Origin of the sequence: Micrococcus sp. HMSC31B01 (genome assembly GCF_001816085.1) — a bacterium.
GTDB lineage: Bacteria > Actinomycetota > Actinomycetes > Actinomycetales > Micrococcaceae > Micrococcus > Micrococcus luteus.
This window is the reverse complement of sequence record NZ_KV824801.1, coordinates 14,239-32,106: the sequence shown is the minus strand read 5'-3', so window position 1 is coordinate 32,106 and position 17,868 is coordinate 14,239. Positions and strand designations below refer to the sequence as shown.

Genomic DNA, 17,868 nt, shown 5'->3' with positions numbered 1-17,868 from the left:
CGTGGCACCCGCCCGTCGCCGGCGCCGCCCCGGATGACGTGCTCCGCGCGTTCGTCGCACCCGAGCGACCGTGGAGTCGGGGGCACCGGGGCGTGGACCTCGCCGTGCAGACCGGGGCTCCGATCCAGGCGCCGGCGGCGGGCCGGGTCGTGTTCGCCGGGGTCGTGGTCGACCGCCCCGTGCTGACCCTGGAGCACGAGGACGGGACCCGCAGCTCGCTCGAGCCGGTGGAGGCGGATGTCGCCGTGGGGGCCGTCGTCGCCGCGGGCGACCCGGTGGGGCGACTGGCCGGGGCGCCACCGCACTGCACGCGCGCGTGCGTGCACTGGGGCGTGCGGGAGCCCGACGGCTGGCGTGTGGGGGAGGCGGCCTTCGACCGCTACCTCGACCCGCTGGTGCTCATCGGGTGGAGCGGCCCGTCCGTGCTCTGGCCGCACGCCGCGCCACACCCAGCGCGGCCGTGAGGTCCAGGAGCCGGCGGGCGGACTCGTCCCAGCTGAACCGGGCCGCCTGGGCGACGCTCGCCCGGGAGGCCACGGCGAACTCGGCGGGATCCTCGAGCTCCCGCACGCGGGCGGCGAGCGCGGCCGCCCGGTCCCCCTCGAGCGGGACACCCCGGAAGGACGGGGTGCCCGCGCCGGCGATCTCGCGGAAGATCGGCAGGTCCGAGCACACCACCGGCGTGCCATGGGCCATCGCCTCGGCCACGGGCAGGCCGAAGCCCTCGGCGCGGGAGAGGGTGACGGCCGCGGTGGCCCGGCGGAGCAGGCGCACGTACTCGGCCTCGTCGGTGCCGTCGTGGAACACCACGTCTGCGCCGTCGGCCCCTGCGACGGCGCGACGCTCGGCCAACCGGTCCTCGAGCTGCCCGCGGCGCTCCGGGCTGATGCGGGAGAGCAGGTGCAGCGTGTAGCCCGGCAGCAGCGGCGCGGCGGCCACGAGGGACTCGACGTCCTTGTAGTCCATGAACGAGCCCATGTAGAGCAGCGTGCGCTCCGGGGTCTCGTCCGGGTCCCGCGGCTCCGGGACCGCCTGCGCCGCGTTCGCGACGACGTGGACCGGACGCCGGGTGAGGCGGTGCCGGGCGATGAGCTCCGCCGTCGTCCGGGAGACCGTGGCGACCGCGTCCGCGCGGTCGAGCAGGAGCCGCTGCGGGATCTTGGTCAGGTGATAGGCCCGCCAGAGCCAGCGGATCGGCTCGGACAGGTTCCGCGGCGGGGTGCGGTGCTCGTAGTAGATGAGGTCGTGGAGCGTGAGGATCAGGGCGTAGTCCCGCCCCCACGACCCCATGGTCTGCATGGGCGAGAAGACGACGTCCGGTCGCAGACGCGCGACCTGACGGGCCACGAACGGCTCGCGTGGGGAGGTGGGGCCGGAGACGAGGTGCCACGGCACGCCGTCCGGGAGCAGGGCCAGCTGTCGTTCGTCCGAGATCAGCATCGCGACCTCGACGTCAGCCCCCGCCGGGCCCGGTGCGGCGGCCCGGCGGGCGACCGCCTCGAGGAGGCTCGCGCCGTAGCGGGAGATGCCGTCGTGGAAGTCGGTGCGGGTGTAGCGGGCGTCCATCAGCAGGCGCAGGGGGCGGGAGGGGCTCACCCGGACCACGCTAGCGCCGCGCCGGAGCGGGGCGGGGACAGCCGCGCGCGGAGGGTGTCGAGCGGGGGGTGTCGAGCACCGAGCGGCCACCTGGACGACATCCGAATTTCTGATTGCGTTTCGATAACGATCGTGTATCTTGATCACGGATCGGTTACGACCGGTCCGCCACACCGGGGCTTCCTCCGCATCCGCGCGTACCCGGTCATCCGCACTGCTCGTCAACTCGCACCCGCGGTCCGGCCTCGTTCCGGGCACCGCCCCGAGGCACCACCCTCACGGGCCGCAGGTCCTGTCCGGGAAGAAGATCTGATGTCTGTGACCTCCCCGCACGCCGCCGCGCGTCGCGCCCCCCGCACCGCCGCCGCCTCCGTGGCGCTCGCCCTGGGCGCCGCCGCCCTGACCGGCGTCGGCACCGTGTCCGTCGCCGAGACCGCCCAGGCCGCCGAGACCACCTACACCGTCCGCTCCGGCGACGGCTGGTGGATCATCGCCCAGCGCACCGGCGTCTCCATGTCCACGCTGCAGTCGCTCAACGGCATGACCGCCGCGACCGTGCTGCACCCCGGCATGGTCCTCAAGACCTCCGGCACCGCCACCCCGGCCCCGGCCCCGGCGCCGTCCACCTCGGGCTCGACCTACACCGTGCTGGCCGGCGACGGCTGGTGGATCATCTCCTACCGCACGGGCGTGTCCGCCTCGGTCCTACAGTCCATCAACGGCATGACCTCCTCGACCATGCTCCACCCGGGAATGGTCCTGAAGACCACCTCGGTCTCCACCTCCAGCGCCCCTGCCCCTGCGCCGGCGCCCGCGTCCAAGCAGGCTGCCGTCGACTACGTGCGCTCCGCCGTCCGGAACCCGTCCTCCTATTACGTGTGGGGCGGCAACGGCCCCTCCGGCTTCGACTGCTCCGGCCTCACCCAGCAGGCCATGGCCCGGGCCGGCATCTCCATCCCGCGCCGCGCCGGCGACCAGTACCTCGCCGCGAAGTCCTACGTGCCGATCTCCCAGGCCCAGCCCGGCGACCTCGTGTTCTATGCGAACCAGTCCACCGGCCGCATCTACCACACGGCCATGTACATGGGCGGCGGCCAGCTCGCCCACGCCCTCAACGAGGACGCGGGCCTAGTGTTCACCTCCACGACGATCATGAAGTCCGACATGCTCGCGGTGGCCGCCCGCTACTGAGCACCGGCACGACGACGGCCCCCGGCCCGCGCCATACCGCGCGGCCGGGGGCCGTTTTCTGTAGGGCGTGCGGGACTTGAACCCGCGACCCAGGGATTATGAGTCCCCTGCTCTGACCGACTGAGCTAACGCCCCTCCCCCGCGGCATCGCGCGGGACCCGCCCATCCTACCGACGGGTCTCAGAGCATCGCGCGGACCTCGGCGGCCGTCGCGCCGCGGTAGAGGCGCTCGAAGATGTCCACCGTCTTCTGGGCGGAATGATGCAGGGCCTTCGCGTGGGACGCCTCGCCCATGGCGGCGCGGTCCGCGTCCGAGAGGTCGAGGATCCGGGCGATCCGATCGGCCAGGGCCACGTGGTCCCCGGGCGGGAAGAGGTGGCCGTTGACGCCCTCGTCCACGAGGTGGGGCAACGCGAGGGCGTCCGCGAGGACCACCGGGGTGGACGCGCTGAGCGCCTCGAGGGTCACGAGGGACTGCAGCTCCGCCGTGCCCGGCTGGCAGAACACGTCGGCGCGCAGGTAGGCCGCCCGCAGCTCCTCCTCGGAGACGTGGCCGCGCAGCAGGACGCGGTCGGCCACCCCCTCCTCGTCCACCGTGGCACGGATGCGGTCGCGCTGCTCGCCGTCGCCGACGATCTCGGCGTGCACGTCCAGGTCGGGGCGGGTGCGGGCCAGGTGCGCGATCGCACGGATCAGCACCTCCACGTTCTTCTCCACGGCCAGCCGCCCCACGAAGAGCACGACCGGATGGCCGGGATGGTCCACCCTCTCCCCCGGCTGCAGCTCGTAGGCGCTCGCGTCGATGCCGTTGGAGACCGGGAGAACGTTGTCCAGGCCAGCGTGCTCGGCCATGGCCTGCGCGGCGAGGGCCGTGGGGGTGGTGACCACCGCGCCCTTGCCCATGAGTCGACCCATGTCCTTCCACGACACCCGGGAGACGATGTCCAGGAACCACTGCGGGAACGGCAGGAACGGCTCGAGGTTCTCCGGCATGAAGTGGTTCGTGGAGACGATCCGGATGCGGCGCCGCTCGGCCTCGTTGATGGCGGCCTCGCCGATCATGTAGTGGCACTGGGCGTGCACGACGTCCGGCTGGACCTCGCGGTAGATGCGGCGGAAGGAGATCTTGGCATGCCGCGGGAGCACCACACGGTAGTACTCGTGCGTCGGCGCCGGCAGGGAGCGCAGCAGGTGCACGGTGGCCTCCGGCCGGTGCTCCACGGTGTCCGGGCCGGCGTCACTGCGCGGCATCACGACGTGGACCTCGTGGCCGCGCGCGTGCAGCGCCGTGGCGAGGCGGTGGCCGAAGGTGGCGGCCCCGTTGACGTGCGGCGGATAGGTGTCTGCGGCGATCAGCACCTTCAGGGGGCGGTCGGCGGCGATCCCGGGACGGTCGGACACGGCGGTCCCTCTCTGTGGTGGCGATGGCACGACGGCGCCCGGCCCGTGCCGTGAGGATCGGCCGCGGGCACGGCGCGCGTCCCACGGTAGCAACCGTCGGCGCCGGCACGAGGATGCGCGAGGGGGTCAGCCCCGGCGGGACGGGTGCTCGCGCGGGTCCTGACCGTCCGCCCGCAGGCCGCGGGCCTTGCCCACCGCGCGCACGAGGTAGTCCCCCGCGGCGAGGATGTGCAGCAGGCAACCGGCGCCGACCAGAGCCAGGGCCACGCCGCTCCACGGGCCGCCGTCGACCCCCGGCACACGGGCGAGCAGCAGCAGGGGCGTGCCCACCAGCAGCAGCGCGGTGCGCACCTTGCCCAGGACCGTGACCGGCAGATCCGGGCTGCCGCCGAACAGCCACAGGCACACGGCGGCGAGCACGAGGTCCGGGATCGCGATGGCCAGGGCGAGCCAGAGCGGGGCGATGCCGGTGGCCACGAACGTCACGGCCACCACCAGCAGGGAGAGGCGGTCCGCCACCGGGTCGAGCCACCGCCCGACCGTGGAGATCATGTCGAACCGGCGCGCCACGTAGCCGTCCACCCAGTCCGTGCCGGAGAGCACCGCCAGGATCACGAACGCGTCCAGGTGCCGGCCGTCGACGGTGAGCCACACGAACACCGGGACCAGGGCGAAGCGGGCCAGGGTGATGAGGTTCGGCACGGTCAGCCAGGTGTCGCGGACGCGGTACTCGTGGCCCTCGCGCAGGCCGACGTCGATCACACGCATGGGTCGCTCCTCCAGGGTCCGCGGGCGGACGCCCCCGCCGGGCGCCCCACACGCCCAGCCTACCGACGCCGTCGCCCCTCCCCGCAGACGACGAGGCCCCGATCCGTGGGGATCGGGGCCTCAGGGGCCGGGGAGGGCGGGCACCCCCCCGGGTCAGCGGCGGCGCAGGCGGCCGGCGAGCGCCACGAACGCGGCGGAGGAGGCGCCGAGCAGCGCGAGCGGCTGCCAGTTGTCCTTCACGTAGTCCTCGGCCTCGGCGGTCCGCTCCCCCGCGCGGGCGGCACCGGTGAACGGCGCGGTCTGCTCGGTGGCGTGTGCGGTCTCGGGGGTGACGCCGCGACCCTTGCGCTGCGCGGCGAAGGCCGCGAGCTGGCCCTTCACGCTGGTCTTCTCGTCCAGGCCGGAGCGGATGTCGCCCAGGTGGCGGCGGCGCAGGTCGGCACGGCGACGGATCTCCGCCTCGCTGGCGTCGGCGCGGTCCGGATGGGGAGCGGCCTCGCCGTTCTTGCGGGCCTTCTTGTTCTCCTTCTTCTCCACCTTCTTCCGCTCGGCCTCGCGGGCGGCCTCGACACGCTTGGCCTCGGCGCGCTCCGCCTTGAGGCGGTCGTACTCGGCCGGATCGAAGGCGTTGCCCTCCTTGAGGTAGCCGAGGTCGTACTCGAGGTTGCGCACGATCTCCTGCGGCACGAGCGGCATGGCGCCCTTGACCATCATGAGGCCGACGCCGGCGAAGATCAGGCCGAGCACGAGGAACGCCAGCGCCACCATCAGCGCCGGGAACCAGAAGGTCGGGTCGGCGAAGGCGCCGATCAGGGTCACCACGAGGGCGACCACCATGAGTGCGAGGAAGAACAGGCCCACCACCGCGATGCCGGCGCCGATGCCGGCCTTCTTGCCCTTCGCGGCCACGTGCCTCTTGGCGAGCTCGAGCTCGTCCTTCATCTGCAGGGGCAACAGGCGCACGACGGCGCCGAGCAGGTCGGTCAGCGAGCTCGCGCGGGTCTGCGGGGTCACCGGGACGGCGGTCCGCGGCGCGCGGACCTTCGACGCATCGGCGGGGGGAGCCTGGTGGGACATGGTGCATGCCTTCCGTGGAGTGCCTGGACAGATGCGCCCGGGCGGCGCGGCGGTCGCCGGGCATTCTCGAGCAAAGCTATCACCGGCCCGCCCCCAGGGGGACGGGCCGGGTGCGCGCGATGGCGGCTGGATCAGAAGTCGATGACCGCCGGGTCGGGGCCGAGACGGCCGTCCTCGCGGTCCAGCGCGTCGATCCGGGCGACGTCGTCGTCGGTCAGCTCCACCCCCGCGGCCTCGAGGTTCGAGACGATGCGCTCGGGCGTCACGGACTTGGGGATGACCACGAAGCCCTGGGCGAGGTGCCACGCGATGACCACCTGGGCCGGCGTCGCGCCGCGGACCTCGGCGATCTCCGTGACCACGGGGTCGGCGAGGAGGTCGCCGCCCTGACCGAGCGGGGACCAGGACTCGTGGACGATGCCGTGGCGGCCCTCGACCTCGCGTAGCTCGCGCTGCTGCCAGTACGGGTGGGTCTCGACCTGGTGGATCACGGGCACCACGCCGGTGGCCTCGATGATCTCCTCGAGCTGGGCGGCCGGGAAGTTGGAGACGCCGATCGAGCGCACCTTGCCCCGCTTCTGCGCCTCGATCAGGGCCTTCCAGGTGTCCAGGTACTTCCCCTGCGCCGGCTTGGCCCAGTGGATGAGGTAGAGGTCGACGTAGTCGGTGCCGAGCTTGTCGAGCGAGACGTCGAGGGCGGCGAGCGCCTCCTCGTAGCCCTGGTCCGAGTTCCACACCTTGGTGGTGAGGAACAGCTCCTCGCGGGCGACGCCGGACGCGGCGATGCCGCGGCCCACGCCCTCCTCGTTCCCGTAGATCGCGGCGGTGTCGATGTGGCGGTAGCCGGCGCGGATCGCCTGCTCGACGACGTCGGCCGCGACGTCGTCCTCGACCTGCCACACGCCGAGCCCGAGCTGCGGGATCTGCTGGCCGTCGTGGAAGGGGACGGTGGGAACGTCGGTCATGAGGGAGCTCCTGGAGGGTCGGGGTCTGGCGGATGCCTCGGGTGCAACCGCACGCGGACGGGGGGCATTCCCGACGGCGGTCACCGGGCCGGGGAACCGCCGTCGAGCGTGCGCTCCCCCGCGACGACGGCGCCCACCGCGCGGGCGAAGGCCGCGAACACCTCCGCGGGGTCGTTGGCCGTGACGAGCTGGGCGTTGGGGCGCATGCCCCAGATGTCCCGCGTGTCGTGGACGGTGGTGCCGCGCAGCAGCTCCGAGTCCGCCTCGACATCGACGACGGTGGCCCGCGTGGCGATGCGGGCCTGGCCCGCGGCCACCTGGGCGGCGAAGAGGTCGTGCAGGTGGGCGATGTAGCCCTGGTCGTAGTCGTGGTGGAACTCGAAGTAGAAGCGCAGTGCGTCGGCGAGCACGTCCAGGACGGGGCTGCCGGTGGCGGCGTCCGGCCCGGCGACCCGCGGCCGGTCCGCGGACCAGCCGACGGGGCGGGCCCCGGCGTCGGCCAAGAGGCCGTCCAGCAGGGCCGGCGTGTACTCGATCCGCTCCGTGGTCTCGAGCGCGCAGACGATCGGCAGGCGGTCCTCGGGCAGGCCCTCGACGGCCGCGAACACCTCCTTCGCGGCGTCCGGGTCCACCCAGGTGTTCCACTCGGCGGTGGGCGTGGTGTTGCCCGGATGATAGAAGGAGCCGCCCATGATCACGATGCCGCGGGCGAGGAACGGCAGGCGCGGCTCGGTGCGCAGGGCGAGGGCCAGGTTCGTCAGCGGCGCGGTGCAGAGGATCGTCGTCTCCCCGGGGTGGGCCCGCAGCTCGTCCAGCCACACGTCCACGGCGGGCCGGGACGAGAGCCGCTCGGGGCGCCGAACGATCCGGGCATGGCCGAGACCGCCGTCGCCGTGGGTCTCCGGGGTGGTGACCGCAGGGCGGCGCAGCGGGGTCTCGGCACCGACGGCCACCTCGACGTCGGCCCGACCGGCCAGGTCCAGCACCGCGGCGGTGTTGAGGGCGCAGTCCCGGGCGGTCGCGTTGCCGCCCGTGGTGGTGACGGCCGCGAGCTCGGGGCCGACACCGAGGCGGTGGGCGCCCACGAGGTGGAGCAGGGCGCAGGCATCGTCGATGCCGGTGTCGACGTCGGCGAGGAGGCGGGCGGTCACGGGGTGGGCGTGCCGCCGTTGGCGTTGAGGGTCTCGCCGTTGACGTAGCTGGACTCGCCCGAGGCAAGGAACACGTAGGCGGGCGCCATCTCCACGGGCTGGCCGGCGCGGCCGATGGGGGTGCTGTGGCCGAACTCGGGCAGCTTCTCCTCGGGCTCACCGTAGGACACGTGCTGCACCGTCCAGATGGGCCCGGGCGCCACCGCGTTGACACGGATGCCCTTCGGGCCGAGCTGCTCGGCCAGGCCCTTGGTGAAGTTGTTGATGGCGCCCTTGGTGGCCGCGTAGTCGAGGAGCCTCGGGTTGGGGTTGTAGGCCTGCACCGAGGTGGTGTTCACGATCGTGCTGCCCGGGCCCATGTGCTTCAGCGCGGCGCGGCTGAGCGTGAACATGGACATGATGTTGATCTGGAACGTCTCGTGGACCTGCTCGTCGGTGAGATCGGTCAGGTCATCGGAGATGAACTGCTTGCCCGCGTTGTTCACGAGGATGTCCAGGCCGCCGAGGCGCTGCGCGGCCTCGTCCACGAGGGAGGCACGGTAGTCGGCGTCCATCAGGTCGCCCGGCAACGCGACGGCGGTGCGCCCGGCCGCCTCGATCGCCGCCAGGACGCGGTCGGCGTCGGGCTGCTCCTGAGGCAGGTAGGCGATGGCGACGTCCGCGCCCTCACGGGCGTAGGCGATGGCGACCGCGGCACCGATGCCGGAGTCGCCGCCGGTGATCAGGGCCTTGCGGCCGGTCAGCCGGCCCATCCCCCGGTACGAGTCCAGACCGATGTCCGGGACGGGATCCGTCTTCACGTCCAGGCCCGGCTCGGGCTGGCGCTGCTTGGCAACGCGGAGCTTCGGGTGGCGGGTGCGCGGGTCGTCGTGGGCCAGCTGGGAGTCCTGCACGGGGATCGCGGGGGCGTCGTCCTTCTTCTCTGGAGTGGTCATGGGCCCGATGCTACGAGGCGAGCGCCAGAGGGTGACAAGGGACGGGGCGCGGCGTCGTCGGCGGCGTGGCCCACGCGACGACGGCGCCGCGGCGGCTAGGCGTCAACGCGGGGTCAGCGGGGCCCGCTGAGGCCGCGCAGGGCGCCACGGTGCTGGAGCACGTGCAGGTCCCAGCGTGCGCTGAGCCCCTCGAACAACCCGATGCCACGCCGGGAGTTACCTTGCTCGTCCAGGCGCGGCGACCACGTGGCGATGCCCAGGGCCCCGGGCACGGCGCCGAGCAGCGCGCCCGAGACGCCGGACTTCGCGGGCACGCCGACCTCGGCCACCCACTGGCCGCTGGCGTCGTACATGCCGCAGGTGAGCATCACGGACATCGCCTGCTGCGCCACCCACTCGTCCAGCACCCGCTCCCCCGTCACGGGGTTCGTGCCGCCAGCGGCGAGGGTGGCGCCCATGACGGCCAGCTGGGGTGCGGTGACCAGGACCGAGCACTGCGCGAGGTACCCGGCCACGGCCTCGCGGGCCGAGATGGGCAGCCGGCCGGCGTCGGCGAGCAGGTGGGCCAGGCCCAGGTTGCGGTCGGCGCGGGTGCGCTCGGCGTCGAGGACGTCCTCGCAGACCTCCAGCTCGACGCCGGCCATCGCGCTGTAGCGGCGCAGCAGCAGGGCCGTCCGCTCATCCTCGTCCCCGGCGGGCAGGAGGGCGTGGACCAGGATGGCGCCGGCGTTGATCAGCGGGTTGCACGGCCGGCCGTCGTCGTGCAGGGACAGGTGGTTGAACGACTCACCGGAGGGCTCGACGCCCACGTCCTCCAGCACGTGGTCCAGGCCGATCTCCTGCAGCACCACCGCGTAGGTGAGGGCCTTGGAGACCGACTGCAGCGCGAAGGCGTGCTCGGTCTCCCCGGCGGCGGCCTGGTGACCGTCCACCGTGCACACCGCCACGGCGAGGCCGTCCACATGCTGGCCGGCGACGTCCTCGAGGTAGTCGGAGGGCTCACCGCGACGGTCGGACTCCACCTCGTCGAGCATCGCGCGCAGGTCGTCGTCGAATCGCGTCATGTCCATTCCTGGTCACAGTAGTGGACGGGCAGGCGGGCGGGCGCCGGGCCGGTCACGGCGTTCACTGGACCGGGGCATTCGGGCCCATCGGCAGGTCCAGCCGCATCCAGCCGATGACCATGCCGGTGCACGCGGGCAGGAAGGCGATCGAGGACGGGAGCATCGTGGCGATCAGGGAGCCGATGCCCATCTTCCGGTCGTACCTCTGAGCCACCGCGATGATCAGCGGGACGCTACGCCTGCCGCGGCGGGTCAAGGCAAGACCCGGGAACCCGTGCCGGGGCTATCGTCGGGGGATGGACGTGCGGATCGGGACCTCCGGCTGGACCTACAGGCACTGGCGCGGGACCTTCTACCCGCAGGGGCTGCGGATCGCCGATCAGCTCGACCACTACACGGAGCGATTCCGGACGGTCGAGCTCAACGGCTCCCACTACCGCTGGCCGGCGGACAGCACCGTCGAGGCCTGGCGCGAGCGCCTGCCCGCCGGCTTCGAGATGGCCGTCAAGGCCTCCCGCTACCTGACCCACTACCGCAAGCTCAACGAGCCGCAGGACTGGGTGGAGCGCATCGTGCACACGCTGGACCTGCTCGGTGACCACGCCGGGCCGCTGCTGCTGCAGCTGCCGGCCAACCTGCACCGCGACGACGACCGACTCGCCGGGTTCCTCGGCCTGCTGCCCGAGCGGGTGCGCGTGGCGGTGGAGGTCCAGCACGAGTCCTGGCTGGACGAGGACGTGTTCGACCTCCTCGACCGGCACGGGGCGGGGTTCGTGGTCTCGGTGATCGCCGGGCGGGAGCCGGTGCTGCGCGCGACCGGGCGCCTCGCCTACGTGCGCTTCCACAACGCGGACCCGGACTGGCGCTACGGCGGCTCGTTCTCCGACGCCGAGCTCTCCCCCTGGGTGAAGCGGCTGCGGGAGCTGACCGGCGCGGACGCGGCGGGCGCGCGCCCCGCCTACGTCTACTTCAACAACGACAACCACGGCCACGCCGCGTTCAACGCGCTGACGCTGCGCAGGATGGCGGAGACCGAAGCCTGACACGTGCCGAGCGCGTGCCTAGCGTGAGGAGGAAGCGGCGGCCGAGCGCCGCCGTCGTCCCCCGAGAGCACAGGAAGGCAGACGCACATGACCCTCATGCAGATCCCCACGGACCACGGCACGATCGGACTGAACGTGGAGGAGGCCGGCCACGGGCGTCCCGTGGTCCTCATCCACGGCTGGCCGCTGACCCTCGACTCGTGGAAGGACCAGGTCGCAGCCCTGTCCCCGCACTACCGCGTGATCACCTATGACCGGCGGGGCTTCGGTGCCTCGGAGAAGCCCGCCGGCGGGTACGACTACGACACGATGACCGCCGACCTGCACGGTCTGCTCACCGAGCTCGACCTGCGTGACGTGACGCTCGTGGGCTTCTCGATGGGCGGTGGCGAGGTGGCGCGCTACATGTCCCGGTTCGGCGCGGACCGGATCCACTCGGTGGTGTTCGCCGGCGCGGTGCCCCCGTACCTGCTGAAGACCGACGACAACCCCGACGGCCCGCTGACCGAGAAGCAGGCCGCCGAGATGCGCGCGGGTCTCGAGAAGGACCGCGAGTCGTTCTTCGACGACTTCACGACGACGTTCTTCTCCACCCCCAAGCTGGCCGGCCTGACCAGCAGCCTCAAGGTCACCGAGGAGCAGCGCCAGGAGGCCATCCGGATGGCGCTGCAGTCCGACCAGACGGCGGCGCTGGCCTGCATGGACGCGTTCGGGGCCACCGACTTCCGCCGCGACCTGCCGGCAGTGACCGTGCCGGCCCTGGTCCTGCACGGCGACGCCGACCAGATCGTGCCGTTCAAGGGCTCCGGCAAGCGGACGCACAAGGCGATCGACGGCAGCCGCGTCGAACTCGTCAAGGATGCCCCGCACGGCTTCAGCATCAGCCACTCCGAGGAGTTCAACCGGATCCTGCTGGAATTCCTGGCGGAGTGAGGGCGCGGGCGGGCGCATCAGAGTGCGGGACGCGAGACGGCGCTCGCGGGGGTGGTGCATGCCGCCCGGTCGGCAGAACCGCCCGTCAGCACGTGGAGGATGAAGCCGCTGAGCGCGGCTGCCCCCAGATGCAGGCCCACGGCCCGGAACGGGTCGATTCCGGACGGCAGGTGGGTGAGCACACTGAGTCAGATGATCCCGAAGACCGTCATCGACGCAGCTCCCTCCACAGCGACGCGCACCTACCGAAGCCGGGCAGATCCCAGGCCTGCCCCGCCACGAACGGCCATGCTACGGAAGGGACTGATGCACGTGTCGGTGACAGCCGTCGTCACGCCGCGTGAGCGGGCGTGGGGTCCATGATCGACTCGTCCCGGGTGGCCCATCGCCCTCGGTCGATCACGCTCTTCTGGAGGAGGGCGAAGAAGGACTCCATGGCCGCGTTGTCCCCGGCTGGGCCGACCTGGCCCATCGTGCCGATCAGCCCATGACGGGTGAGCGCGTCCTGAAGAAGGCCAGATCGGAACTGCGAGCCCTGGTCCGCGTCCACCAAGCACCTGGCCACCACGGCTGCACCGCCGCGCGTGTGACGGCCTTGTCCGCGCAGGGGTAGAGCTCCTCCTCACCCGTGAAGTGCTCCCTGATGTCGGTCAGCCAGGGCCTGTTCGGCGCTTCTGGAGTGGGCTGGCGCACAGACCGATGTGCTGTCGATCCCTGACGGTGAGATCCAGGCGCGTGAGAACGATCTGGATGCAGCAGGCACGTTCCCCGGTGACGGGTTGGTCGCGGACGCCTCTGTCGCGGGCCGTGGACGCTGATCGAGGCCGGTGTGGTCGAAGGTCGCACCTTGACGTCCTTCCCGAGCATCCGCACGGACCTGCGTGACGCCGGTGCGGACGTCGTCGGCCAGGACGTCGTGGTGGACGGAACCTGATCACCAGCCGCTCACCCGATGACCTGACTGTGTTCTGCGATACGATCGTGGCGTAATCTGCGAGCAATTCGACCCAGGAAGAGGTGATGGCATGAGCGTGACGAAGGGACTGCTTGTCAGGCTGGAGGCCCTGCCCGGCAAGGAGGACGAGGTCCAGGAATTCCTCGGCATCGGGCGAGGGCTCGTGGAGGAGGAGCCGGCCACCGTCGCGTGGTTCGCGATCCGCCTCGGCCCGTCGTCCTTCGGGATCTTCGACGTGTTCCCCGATGACGCCGGCCGCGACGCGCACCTGTCCGGCGCAGTTGCGAAGGCTCTCGGCGAGCAGACCGGCAAGCTGTTCAGCGAGCCGACGATCGAGAAGTTGGACGTCCTGGCCTCTAAGCTCCCCGCCTGAGACCACGACCCCGTCGAGCGTGCCGCTGTGCGATTCTCATATCGCACAGCGGCACGCTCGTCACGACGGGGTCACGTTGGTGGCTGCCTGCAGTGCGGCGGCGAGGTAGCCCGCGGAAGCACCGACGCCCTGATCCGCAACGTGGGCGGGCGTACCAGCTGCAACCACGGTCCCACCGGCGTCGCCCGCGCCGGGTCCAAGATCGATCACGTGATCGGCCACCGCGACAACGCGCATGTCCAGCTCCGCCGCGACGACCGTGTTGCCCGCATCGACCAGCGTCTGCAGGTGCGCGACGAGACGATCCGTGTCGGCGCAGTGGAGCCCGGACGTCGGCTCGTCCAAGACGTACAGCGTGTCTCCGCGCTGCGCGCGCTGCAACTCGGTTGCGAGCTTGACACGCTGCGCCTCACCCCCGGAGAGCTCGGTTGCCGGTTGACCCAGCCGGAGGTACTCGAGTCCCACGTCCGACAAGGCTGCCAGCGATCGAGTGATCTCCTCATCCCCCACGAAGAACAGGTTCGCCTCCTCGACGCTCATCGACAACACGTCGGCGATCGTGCGCCCCCGCCACGTGACCTCGAGCGTTGATGCCTTGTATCGCGTGCCGTGGCAGTCGGGGCATTCGGTGTACACGGAAGGCAGGAAGAGGAGCTCGACCATCACCGATCCCTCGCCCTCGCAGGTCGGGCAGCGCCCGCCGGCGACATTGAAGGAGAATCGGCCAGGCTTGTACCCACGGGAACGAGCTTCCGGGGTGTCTGCGAATCGACGACGCACGTGATCGAACAGCCCGGTATAGGTGGCGACGTTCGACCGCGGGGTCCGGCCGATGGGCCGCTGGTCGATGACGACCAGCCGCTGTACACCGGTGACGGGCCCGGCGACGCGCCCCTCGAGATGTTCCGGCGCATCCGCGAGGAGTGACTCGTCGCTGACCGGCTCGTCATCGGCCCGGGCAGCCAGGCCAAGGCGATCGCCGAGCAGCGACGGAAGGGCCTGGCTGACCAGACTCGACTTGCCGGACCCGGACACGCCCGTCACCGCGGTGAAGACACCCAGAGGGATATCGACGGTGAGGTCGTGCAGGTTGTTCCGCGTCACGTTCTCCAGGCGCAGCCAACTGCGTGCCTCACGGGGTGTGCGAAGAGGGAGACCGCGGCCGCCGAAGAGGTATCCGCGTGTCACGGACTCCGTGACACCGGCGAGACCGTCGGGCGGGCCGCTGTAGAGCACGCGGCCGCCGTGTTCACCGGCACCGGGGCCAATGTCGACCAGCCAGTCCGCGTGCCGCATCACAGCCACGGAGTGTTCGACGATGAACAGGCTGTTCCCTCGCCCCTTAAGTCCATCCAAAATCTCGAGGAGCGCCGCCACGTCCTGCGGATGCAGCCCCGCCGATGGTTCGTCGAGGACGTAGACGACCCCGAAGAGATCAGAGCTGAGCTGCGTCGCGAGCCGGAGTCGCTGCAGCTCGCCGCCCGACAGCGTTGGCGTCGTCCGACTCAATGACAAGTAGCCCAGTCCCAGATCGACCAGTGGACGAAGCCGTTGCAGCACCCCTGACGCGAGCTGGACCGCGGCAGCACGCTTCTCTGGTGTTCGGCTTGCGGTGGGTCGCACATCGGAAGAGGCGGCCTCGTGGTCCTCCTCGCGTGCGACGACTCCCGAGAGGATCGTGGCAAGTTCCCGGAGCGGCAGTTGGGAGAATTCGGCGATGTCGAATCCTTCGAACGTGACAGACAGCGCCTCGGGCTTCAGCCGTTTGCCATTGCAGGTCGGGCAGATCGCAGCGGTGAGGAACTGCGCGACGCGCCGTTTCATCGAGGCGCTCTTCGTGTTCGCGAACGTGTCCAGGATGTACCGGCGAGCCCCGACGAATGTGCCCGAGTAGCTCGGCTCCACGCCTGCTTCGATCGCAGCTTTGGACTCGGAGAGCGTGAGCCGGGAGTGGACCGGTACGAAGGGGGTCTCATCGGTATACAGGATCCAGTCCCGGTCCTTCTTCGGAAGGTCCCGCCACGGCACATCGACGTCGTAACCGAGAGCGACCAGCACGTCGCGCAGCTGATGGCCGTGCCACGCGGTCGGCCAGGAAGCGATGGCGCGTTCGCGGATGGTGAGCGAGGGGTCAGGGACCATCTGCTGCTCGTTCACCTCATACACGCGGCCGATGCCGTGGCATTCCGAGCAGGCCCCTTGGACCGTGTTCGCGGAGAAGTCCTCCGCATACAGCATCGGCTGTCCCTCCGGGTAGTCCCCGGCCCTGGAGTACAGCATTCGTACCAAGCTCGACAATGTGGTGATGCTGCCCACGGTCGATCGGGCGTTCCCGGAACCCCGCTGCTGCTGCAGGGCGACCGCCGGCGGCATCCCCGTGATCGAGTCGACATCGGGCACTCCCGCCTGATCGATCAGGCGGCGGGCGTACGGTGCGACCGATTCCAGATAGCGTCGCTGAGACTCGGCGTACAGCGTCCCGAACGCCAGCGAGGACTTTCCCGAGCCGGACACACCGGTGAAGACGACCGTTGCATCGCGCGGCACCGTGAGGTCGACATCCTGCAGATTGTTTTCGCGGGCGCCGAGAACGCGAACGTCAGGCTGCACGGAGAGCTTCGGCGGCACGAACGAAGAGGATTCAACCATGGTCGCATGTTAGCCACGCACGGAACAGTCGGACGATCTGCGTCCGGAGGAGAGGGGTCTGCCGTGAGTTTGGTTGACATCTGATCTGTGGTCCCGGGAGGGACTGCTGGAAGGATGACCCCATGCCCGCTGCATACCCCCGAGAGTTCCGCCAGGACGTGGTCGCGATCGCCCGTAAGGGTCAGATGCCGATCGCGCAGGTCGCGAAGGACTTCGGCATCGCCGAGTCCTGCCTACGGCGCTGGCTGGCCCAGGATGATGTCGAGGCCGGGATCCGGCCCGGCATCACCAAGGCTGAGAACGAGGAGCTGAAGGCTCTCAAGCGCCGCAACCGCGAGTTGGAGATGGAGAACGAGGTCCTACGGCGTGCGGCCGCGTATCTGTCCCAGGCGAACCTGAAATTGGGTCAGTCCCCAAAATGACCTATCCCGTCGTGAAGGACCTGGCCCGCGACGGGATTCCCGTGAAACTCTCCTGCCGGGTCCTCGGGTTCTCCCGTCAGGCCTACTACCAGTGGCTGGCCGAACCTGTCAGCGAGCGGGAATGGTCCGACGCGCATGCCGCCAACGCCGTCCTCGATGCCCATGCCGATGACCCGGAGTTCGGATACCGGTTCCTGGCTGATGAGCTCCGCGGCCGTGGCCTGGCCGTGTCGGACCATCAGGTGTTGAAGGCCTGTCGGCTCGTGAAGGTCCGCTGCTGCCACTCGATCCGTCGCGGCTCGGGCAAGCGTCCTGGCCCTGCCGTTCATGATGATCTGGTTCGTCGTGAGTTCCGCGCTGAGAAGCCGAACCAGCTGTGGCTCACGGACATCTCAGAGCATTGGGCCGGGGATTCCAAGCTCTATCTCTGCGCGGTCAAGGACGTGTTCTCGAACCGGATCGTGGGCTACTCGATCAATCGGCGGATGAGCTCGCAGCTGGCCGTGGACGCCCTGCAGATGGCTCTGGCCCGGCGTGGAGGCAAGGCCGAGGTGCAGGGTTGCCGGGTGCATTCGGACCGAGGATCGCAATTTCGAGCCAGGCGGTTCGTGGAGACGCTCCGGGTCAACGGCCTGGTCGGGTCGATGGGCAGGGTCGGTGCTGCTGGGGACAACGCGGCAATGGAATCCTTCTTCGCGCTGTTGCAGAAGAACGTGCTGAACCGGCGTCGCTGGCAGTCCTTCGACCAGCTCCGGCTCGCGATCGTGAGCTGGATCGAGCGGACCTATCACCGCCGTCGTAGGCAGGCCCGTCTCAGGAAGCTCACCCCTGTCGAGTTCGAGATGGTTCAATCAGTCCAGGCGGCTGCCGCCGCCTGATAACTCGTGTCAAGCAAACTCATGGCAGACCCCGGGCACCGATGGGACCTGTCAGGTCAGTACCGCGTCACGGTCAGCGTTGTGGTGGTGCACAAGGCGACCCTCTTCAGGGGGGGCGCCTTAGGATGCCGCCAAGGTCCCCAACATGAGCCCAGTTGCTGGTCGTTAGGGGTACCTCGTGTCCCGCGCGGCCGACGCTACCGGCGTTTCAGGCGTCGGCGGCTGCCTAACTTCCCAGACCGACCCAGCTGAGCACGATGGTGGCCAGGAGGGTGAGCACAGCCACTAGGGCGTGTCTGACAATCGTTTGGATTACGCGAGCACCGCCCGCGTCCGCTGCGGCGATCAGCATCTGAAGCACCCGATCCCAGGTGCCTTCTTCGGCCATGCGTCGATACCAGGTCCACACTTCTCTGCCGCGGCCAGAAGACCTTGGGCAGATCGCGCTAGGCGATCCCGCACCGGTA

General features: G+C 70.6%; 18 protein-coding genes, 1 tRNA gene and 1 pseudogene. 7 read left to right on the top strand and 13 right to left on the bottom strand.

Annotated elements, in window-relative coordinates; genetic code table 11:
• The coding region (locus HMPREF3105_RS00160; RefSeq protein ID WP_083325252.1) for a peptidoglycan DD-metalloendopeptidase family protein at positions 1 to 464 on the top strand (464 nt) is incomplete at its 5' end.
• Here the strand turns inward: HMPREF3105_RS00160 and HMPREF3105_RS00155 are convergent.
• Positions 400 to 1,596 (bottom strand): glycosyltransferase, encoded by a 1,197-nt coding sequence (locus tag HMPREF3105_RS00155; protein ID WP_070708481.1) that lies wholly within the window; start codon positions 1,594 to 1,596, stop codon positions 400 to 402. The genes HMPREF3105_RS00160 and HMPREF3105_RS00155 overlap by 65 nt on opposite strands.
• Before the next feature lie 312 nt (positions 1,597 to 1,908).
• Here HMPREF3105_RS00155 and HMPREF3105_RS00150 point away from each other — a divergent pair, with 312 nt between their 5' ends.
• Positions 1,909 to 2,787: a C40 family peptidase gene (locus tag HMPREF3105_RS00150; RefSeq protein ID WP_041105089.1), complete on the top strand. Its 879-nt coding sequence runs from the start codon at positions 1,909 to 1,911 to the stop codon at positions 2,785 to 2,787.
• Positions 2,788 to 2,848: 61 nt separating this feature from the next.
• Here HMPREF3105_RS00150 and HMPREF3105_RS00145 read toward each other — a convergent pair.
• The 9 genes from HMPREF3105_RS00145 to HMPREF3105_RS12530 form a co-directional block, all read right to left on the bottom strand.
• Positions 2,849 to 2,922 (bottom strand) — tRNA-Ile (locus HMPREF3105_RS00145).
• 45 nt (positions 2,923 to 2,967) lie between these two features.
• Positions 2,968 to 4,188, bottom strand: a complete 1,221-nt coding sequence (locus HMPREF3105_RS00140; protein WP_020624489.1) for a glycosyltransferase — start codon at positions 4,186 to 4,188, stop codon at positions 2,968 to 2,970.
• Positions 4,189 to 4,314: 126 nt separating this feature from the next.
• Entirely contained in the window at positions 4,315 to 4,956 is a 642-nt protein-coding gene (locus HMPREF3105_RS00135; RefSeq protein ID WP_020624488.1) for a CDP-alcohol phosphatidyltransferase family protein, read from the bottom strand.
• 153 nt (positions 4,957 to 5,109) lie between these two features.
• On the bottom strand, positions 5,110 to 6,033 hold the full coding sequence (locus tag HMPREF3105_RS00130; protein WP_020624487.1) for a phage holin family protein: 924 nt from the start codon (positions 6,031 to 6,033) through the stop codon (positions 5,110 to 5,112).
• A gap of 131 nt (positions 6,034 to 6,164) precedes the next feature.
• Positions 6,165 to 6,998, bottom strand: a complete 834-nt coding sequence (locus tag HMPREF3105_RS00125) for an aldo/keto reductase (protein ID WP_020624486.1) — start codon at positions 6,996 to 6,998, stop codon at positions 6,165 to 6,167.
• Between the two features lie 80 nt (positions 6,999 to 7,078).
• Positions 7,079 to 8,149 (bottom strand): nucleoside hydrolase, encoded by a 1,071-nt coding sequence (locus HMPREF3105_RS00120; protein ID WP_020624485.1) that lies wholly within the window; start codon positions 8,147 to 8,149, stop codon positions 7,079 to 7,081.
• Entirely contained in the window at positions 8,146 to 9,084 is a 939-nt protein-coding gene (locus HMPREF3105_RS00115) for an SDR family oxidoreductase (RefSeq protein WP_070708480.1), read from the bottom strand. Before HMPREF3105_RS00115 ends, HMPREF3105_RS00120 begins: the two co-directional genes overlap by 4 nt.
• Positions 9,085 to 9,197: 113 nt before the next feature.
• Positions 9,198 to 10,148 carry a glutaminase A gene (glsA, locus tag HMPREF3105_RS00110; RefSeq protein ID WP_070708479.1) on the bottom strand — a complete coding sequence of 317 codons (951 nt, stop codon included), beginning with the start codon at positions 10,146 to 10,148 and terminating at the stop codon, positions 9,198 to 9,200.
• 61 nt (positions 10,149 to 10,209) lie between these two features.
• Complete coding sequence (locus tag HMPREF3105_RS12530; RefSeq protein WP_255351321.1) at positions 10,210 to 10,404, bottom strand: AbgT family transporter; 195 nt, start codon at positions 10,402 to 10,404, stop codon at positions 10,210 to 10,212.
• Between the two features lie 40 nt (positions 10,405 to 10,444).
• Between HMPREF3105_RS12530 and HMPREF3105_RS00105 the strand changes: the two genes are divergently transcribed.
• Together HMPREF3105_RS00105 and HMPREF3105_RS00100 are read left to right on the top strand one after the other, a co-directional pair.
• Positions 10,445 to 11,191 (top strand): DUF72 domain-containing protein, encoded by a 747-nt coding sequence (locus HMPREF3105_RS00105; RefSeq protein WP_044659465.1) that lies wholly within the window; start codon positions 10,445 to 10,447, stop codon positions 11,189 to 11,191.
• Positions 11,192 to 11,278: 87 nt separating this feature from the next.
• Positions 11,279 to 12,124 carry an alpha/beta fold hydrolase gene (locus HMPREF3105_RS00100; RefSeq protein ID WP_010079170.1) on the top strand — a complete coding sequence of 282 codons (846 nt, stop codon included), beginning with the start codon at positions 11,279 to 11,281 and terminating at the stop codon, positions 12,122 to 12,124.
• Between the two features lie 17 nt (positions 12,125 to 12,141).
• On the opposite strand, the gene HMPREF3105_RS13140 is transcribed toward HMPREF3105_RS00100, so the two are convergent.
• Positions 12,142 to 12,306: a hypothetical protein gene (locus tag HMPREF3105_RS13140; protein ID WP_161664781.1), complete on the bottom strand. Its 165-nt coding sequence runs from the start codon at positions 12,304 to 12,306 to the stop codon at positions 12,142 to 12,144.
• A gap of 149 nt (positions 12,307 to 12,455) precedes the next feature.
• Positions 12,456 to 12,674, bottom strand: coding sequence for a hypothetical protein (locus HMPREF3105_RS00095; RefSeq protein WP_129867145.1), 219 nt, complete (start codon positions 12,672 to 12,674; stop codon positions 12,456 to 12,458).
• Positions 12,675 to 12,953: 279 nt separating this feature from the next.
• Between HMPREF3105_RS00095 and HMPREF3105_RS13730 the strand changes: the two genes are divergently transcribed.
• Entirely contained in the window at positions 12,954 to 13,058 is a 105-nt protein-coding gene (locus tag HMPREF3105_RS13730) for a hypothetical protein (protein WP_371441086.1), read from the top strand.
• 91 nt (positions 13,059 to 13,149) lie between these two features.
• Complete coding sequence (locus tag HMPREF3105_RS00090; RefSeq protein WP_036314025.1) at positions 13,150 to 13,452, top strand: putative quinol monooxygenase; 303 nt, start codon at positions 13,150 to 13,152, stop codon at positions 13,450 to 13,452.
• Between the two features lie 60 nt (positions 13,453 to 13,512).
• On the opposite strand, the gene HMPREF3105_RS00085 is transcribed toward HMPREF3105_RS00090, so the two are convergent.
• Entirely contained in the window at positions 13,513 to 16,101 is a 2,589-nt protein-coding gene (locus tag HMPREF3105_RS00085) for an excinuclease ABC subunit UvrA (RefSeq protein ID WP_036314023.1), read from the bottom strand.
• A 122-nt stretch (positions 16,102 to 16,223) separates the two neighbouring features.
• On the opposite strand from HMPREF3105_RS00085, the pseudogene HMPREF3105_RS00075 reads away from it, so the two are divergent.
• Positions 16,224 to 17,401: pseudogene (locus HMPREF3105_RS00075) on the top strand (IS3 family transposase).
• Positions 17,402 to 17,868: the final 467 nt, after the last annotated feature.

Excerpts from the sequence above, each read along its gene's own strand:
- HMPREF3105_RS00150 (WP_041105089.1), top strand. The coding sequence starts at position 1,909 with ATGTCTGTGACCTCCCCGCACGCCGCCGCGCGTCGCGCCCCCCGCACC.
- HMPREF3105_RS00135 (WP_020624488.1), bottom strand. The coding sequence starts at position 4,956 with ATGCGTGTGATCGACGTCGGCCTGCGCGAGGGCCACGAGTACCGCGTC.
- HMPREF3105_RS00130 (WP_020624487.1), bottom strand. The coding sequence starts at position 6,033 with ATGTCCCACCAGGCTCCCCCCGCCGATGCGTCGAAGGTCCGCGCGCCG.
- HMPREF3105_RS00125 (WP_020624486.1), bottom strand. The coding sequence starts at position 6,998 with ATGACCGACGTTCCCACCGTCCCCTTCCACGACGGCCAGCAGATCCCG.
- HMPREF3105_RS00115 (WP_070708480.1), bottom strand. The coding sequence starts at position 9,084 with ATGACCACTCCAGAGAAGAAGGACGACGCCCCCGCGATCCCCGTGCAG.
- glsA (WP_070708479.1), bottom strand. The coding sequence starts at position 10,148 with ATGACGCGATTCGACGACGACCTGCGCGCGATGCTCGACGAGGTGGAG.
- HMPREF3105_RS00105 (WP_044659465.1), top strand. The coding sequence starts at position 10,445 with ATGGACGTGCGGATCGGGACCTCCGGCTGGACCTACAGGCACTGGCGC.
- HMPREF3105_RS00100 (WP_010079170.1), top strand. The coding sequence starts at position 11,279 with ATGACCCTCATGCAGATCCCCACGGACCACGGCACGATCGGACTGAAC.
- HMPREF3105_RS00090 (WP_036314025.1), top strand. The coding sequence starts at position 13,150 with ATGAGCGTGACGAAGGGACTGCTTGTCAGGCTGGAGGCCCTGCCCGGC.
- HMPREF3105_RS00085 (WP_036314023.1), bottom strand. The coding sequence starts at position 16,101 with ATGGTTGAATCCTCTTCGTTCGTGCCGCCGAAGCTCTCCGTGCAGCCT.